This is a genomic window from Acidovorax sp. (genome assembly GCF_046339755.1).
Lineage (GTDB): Bacteria > Pseudomonadota > Gammaproteobacteria > Burkholderiales > Burkholderiaceae_C > Acidovorax.
Genome location: NZ_JBKDTZ010000037.1, coordinates 1 through 3,814, shown reverse-complemented (window position 1 = coordinate 3,814; position 3,814 = coordinate 1). Strand labels below are relative to the sequence as shown.

Here is a 3,814-nt window from a genome sequence, read left to right as displayed (position 1 = left end):
GCCTGGTGGTGCTGATCCTCGTGATCCTGCTGCTCATGGGCAGGATATAAAAAGAGAGGCCCACCCTCCCCAAAAAGAAAAGCGTGGCATGGCCACGCTTTTTTGCTTTCCGAAGGGGTCTGGACGCTGCGGGGCTAAGCTGCCTTGCGCAGTTGGGCGTTGGCAAAGGCCGTGGTGAGCTGCGCCAGCTCGATGTGGTTCACAACGCCGTTGGCATTGCCGTGGCGGTCCACCAGTTGCAGCAGCGACTGCGACAGCTCGCTGCCACCCTTGGTGCCCGAAGTGGCGGCAACCCCTTTGAGGAATTCATCGCGCGAGATGGCGCCGTCCTGGTTGGCGTCGAAGCCGGCGGCCAACTGCTCCTTTTGCGCATCGCTGGCGCCAAAGCTGGCGAGCAGGTCCTGGAAGTCCTGCTTGGACACGGCGCGGTCGGCCTGCGAGGCCGTCAATGCCGTGCCGGCATCGGCACCCACACGCGTACCCAGCGGGCCATCGAGCTTGCCGGACGTCATCAGCATGCCTTTGCCGGCAAAGCCGGCCAGGGTTTCGGCCTCCTTGCTCAAGGTGACCACGGCAGACGGCTCGGCAGCGGCCGGCTGGCTGGCGCGCGACGACGCGGCGGACTTGCTGCCCGAGGCCGCGTTGTAGAGAAAGGAAGCAACGGATGCGAGGCCGGAAATGATGGGAGACATGGCCGAAGGACTCCTGTAGGGCTGGCTGCCGGTGCTTGCGAACCAAACACCAGGGCATGCCATCGCCCGGTGGTTCACCATAGCCATCCCCTCACCGGCCAATGGCCCGAAAAGCAGCGTTGCACAGCCGCTTTTCGGGCCATGTGCTCGCCTACTTCAGCACATAGCTGGCCAGCACGCTCTGCACGTCATAGATGCTGAGCTTCTTGTTGAACTGCTTCTGGAACGGCGTGGCGCTGCCCGAGATCCAGATCTTGAGTTCGGCATCGAGGTCGAAGGTGCCGCCGGTCTCGATGCTGAAGTGGGTGATGCTTTTGTAGGGCAGCGAGTGGTACTCCACTTTGCTGCCCGTGATGCCCTGCTTGTCCACCAGCACCAGGCGCTTGTTGGTGAAGACGAAGTAGTCGCGGATGAGTTGGTAGGCATGCTCCACCACCTCGCCCGGCATCAGGATGCGGCTGAATTCTTCCTGGATCTTGGCTGCATCGATCTTGGATGCATTGCCCATCACTCCGTCCAAAAGTCCCATGGTGGTCTCCCCGTTTGCGAGGCGATGATCGTAGTCCGGCTATTGATACCCCTGCCCGAAGGCGACAAATTCGCCCGTGAGCTTTCCCGCCGGCTGCCCGTGGTACATCAGCACCGAGGCCTGCTCGATGCGCCCCAGGCCCTTGCGCTCGTACACGCGCACGAAGGCGCGCCAGGCGGCCTCCGAAGGCGCCTCGGCCACGGCGGTGAAGGACCCGTCGATGGGCAGCCCGTACGCCATGTTGTTGCGCTGGATGACCAGCCGGCTGCCCAGGCCGTGGGCAGACAGCCGCAGGTGCAGCATGGACCAGGCGGCCAGGATGGCCACGGCCGAGGCGCTGCCGCCGAACACCGTCTCGCGGTGGTTGATGTTGGGTGCCAGCGGCGCGCTCAGCACCACGCGCGCCAGGGAGGACTCCAGCACCGACACCTCCATCGCGCGGGACAGGGGAATGTGCTGGTGCAGGTAGGCCTGCAGGTCGTCATCGGTCTTCATACAGGGCTTTCGGAAAGGATGGCAGGTGCGTCTGCAGCAGCCCCGCCCGGTGGTGCTGGATCCCGGTAGACGATGTGGAGCACGCCGCCCTGGCGTTCGCGTGCGAGCGCATCGCGCAGGAAAGGGGGCCGCAGGTCCAGGCCCGGCAGTGTCACACGGTCGAACCATGCGAACTCCAGCCTGCGCCTGCCTTCCACACCTTCGTAGGGACCAGCGGATTGGTCCAGCAAACCGCCCGGTTCGGGGTGCACCTGCAGGTACAGGCCGGTCTCGTGGTAGGCGGCGCCCAGGTAGACGAAGAAGTTCTCCACCACGCAGGCCAGCGCGCCGGGCACCACGGCAAGGCCCAGCTCTTCCTGCATTTCGCGCACCAAGGTCTCGCCGGCGCATTCGCCAGGCTCGATGCCGCCGCCGGGCAGGGCCCAGAAGGGGTCGCCTTCGGCCCGGTGCAGCAGCACCTGCCCGGCACGCTCGATGATGGCGGCGGCACGCAGGCGCATGCGGGGCTGGGCGGGTGTGGCCGGAACAGAGAGGACGGCGGACAGACTCATGGCCGCGATGCTATCGCCTCGGGCAGGTCGGGCAGGTCGGGCAGCAGCAGGCTCTGCTGCGCCGCCACCGTCTCGCGCAGAAAGGCCCAGGTGGCCTGCATGCGCGCCACCTGCTTGTTCTCCTCGGGCATGGACATCCAGAACGTGCGCGTGAAGCGTGCCATGCCGGGCAGCACCAGCGTGAGGGCCGGGTCCTGTGCCGCGACGAAGGCCGGCAGCACGGCCAGCCCGGCACCGGCGCGCACCGCCTCGTACTGCGCCAGCACGCTGGTGCTGCGCAAGGCAAAGCGCTCGGGGCGGTGCAGCTCGTCCAGGATCTGCAGCTCCTTGGTGAACAGCAGGTCGTCCACGTAGCTGATGAAGCTGTGGCCGCGCAGGTCGTCCGCGCTACGGATGGGTGGATGGGCCGCCAGGTAGCTGCGCGTGCCGTACAACTGCAGCACGTAGTCGGTGAGCTTGACCACCAGCACCGCGCCGCGCGCGGGGCGCTCCAGCGAGATCACGATGTCCGCCTCGCGCCGTGACAGGTGCACCAGGCGCGGCAGGGCCAGCAGGTCGAGCACCAGGCCCGGGTGGCCTTGGGCGAAGTGCGCCAGTTGCGGCGCCAGCACCAGGTTGCCGAAGCCCTCGGTGGTACCGATGCGCACCAGGCCGTGCAGCCCCTGGCGCGCGGCGGGCGCGGCATTCTCCACCGCCATAAAGGCGGCCTCCATGGCCTCGACCTGGGGCAGCAGCGCGCGACCGGCCTCAGTGAGCCGGTGCCCGCCGGCCTCGCGCGCGAACAGGGCCGAGCCGACCTGCTTTTCGAGCGCCTGGATGCGGCGCGCCACGGTGGTGTGGTCGACCGCAAGGCGGCGCGCGGCGCCCACCAGCGTGCCGGCGCGGGCCAGCTCCAGAAAGAAGCGCAGGTTGTCCCAGTCCATGAAAGAAGAAGCCCCTGTTGATCGTGCGGTGTGCCCATGCACAGGCGGCGCGCCATGTGCATTTTTGCAAACCTTGTGCGCAGTATTGTCTATTGTCTTCACAATTTTGCACAGCTACGATGCATGGGTTGCACGATAGTCACCCATAGCCACTGTTTCGCGCCCCCACCCTTTCAGGAGACATACTGATGAACGCACCTACCTCTTCGGCCGTGCTGGCCCCCACCGTCAAGCTGCTGATCGGCGGCCAGTTCGTCGAGTCCAGGACCACCGAATGGCGCGATGTGGTGAACCCCGCCACGCAGGAAGTGCTGGCCCGCGTGCCGTTTGCCACCGCCGAAGAGATCGATGCCGCGGTGGCGTCGGGCAAGGAAGCCTTCAAGACCTGGAAGAAGACGCCCCTCGGCACGCGCGCGCGCATCTTCCTCAAGTACCAGCAGCTGATCCGCGAGAACATGGCCGAGCTGGCCGCCATCCTCACGGCCGAGCAGGGCAAGACGCTGCCCGACGCCGAGGGTGACGTGTTCCGCGGCCTTGAAGTGGTGGAGCATGCCGCCAGCATCGGCAACCTGCAGTTGGGCGAGCTGGCCAACAACGTTGCCGGCGGCGTGGACACCTACACCC

The 3,814-nt window shown here is 66.5% G+C and carries 6 protein-coding genes; 1 reads left to right on the top strand and 5 read right to left on the bottom strand.

Going from position 1 to position 3,814, the window contains the following annotated elements:
- Positions 1-134 precede the first annotated feature (134 nt).
- The 5 genes from ACK59X_RS03235 to ACK59X_RS03215 all read right to left on the bottom strand — a co-directional run bounded on the left by ACK59X_RS03235 (position 135) and on the right by ACK59X_RS03215 (position 3,190).
- Positions 135-692: a hypothetical protein gene (locus ACK59X_RS03235; RefSeq protein ID WP_409955130.1), complete on the bottom strand. Its 558-nt coding sequence runs from the start codon at positions 690-692 to the stop codon at positions 135-137.
- 151 nt (positions 693-843) lie between these two features.
- Entirely contained in the window at positions 844-1,221 is a 378-nt protein-coding gene (locus ACK59X_RS03230; RefSeq protein WP_409955129.1) for a PH domain-containing protein, read from the bottom strand.
- 39 nt (positions 1,222-1,260) lie between these two features.
- The gene (locus ACK59X_RS03225) at positions 1,261-1,716 is read right to left on the bottom strand and encodes a YiiD C-terminal domain-containing protein (RefSeq protein WP_409955127.1); all 456 of its coding nucleotides are present in this window, start codon (positions 1,714-1,716) and stop codon (positions 1,261-1,263) included.
- Positions 1,713-2,267 (bottom strand): NUDIX hydrolase, encoded by a 555-nt coding sequence (locus tag ACK59X_RS03220; RefSeq protein WP_409955126.1) that lies wholly within the window; start codon positions 2,265-2,267, stop codon positions 1,713-1,715. Before ACK59X_RS03220 ends, ACK59X_RS03225 begins: the two co-directional genes overlap by 4 nt.
- Positions 2,264-3,190: a LysR family transcriptional regulator gene (locus ACK59X_RS03215; protein ID WP_409955124.1), complete on the bottom strand. Its 927-nt coding sequence runs from the start codon at positions 3,188-3,190 to the stop codon at positions 2,264-2,266. The genes ACK59X_RS03220 and ACK59X_RS03215 overlap by 4 nt, the downstream gene beginning before the upstream one ends.
- 188 nt (positions 3,191-3,378) lie before the next feature.
- Between ACK59X_RS03215 and ACK59X_RS03210 the strand changes: the two genes are divergently transcribed.
- Positions 3,379-3,814, top strand: a 436-nt coding sequence (locus ACK59X_RS03210) for an aldehyde dehydrogenase family protein (protein ID WP_409955122.1), incomplete at its 3' end; no start/stop codon positions are given.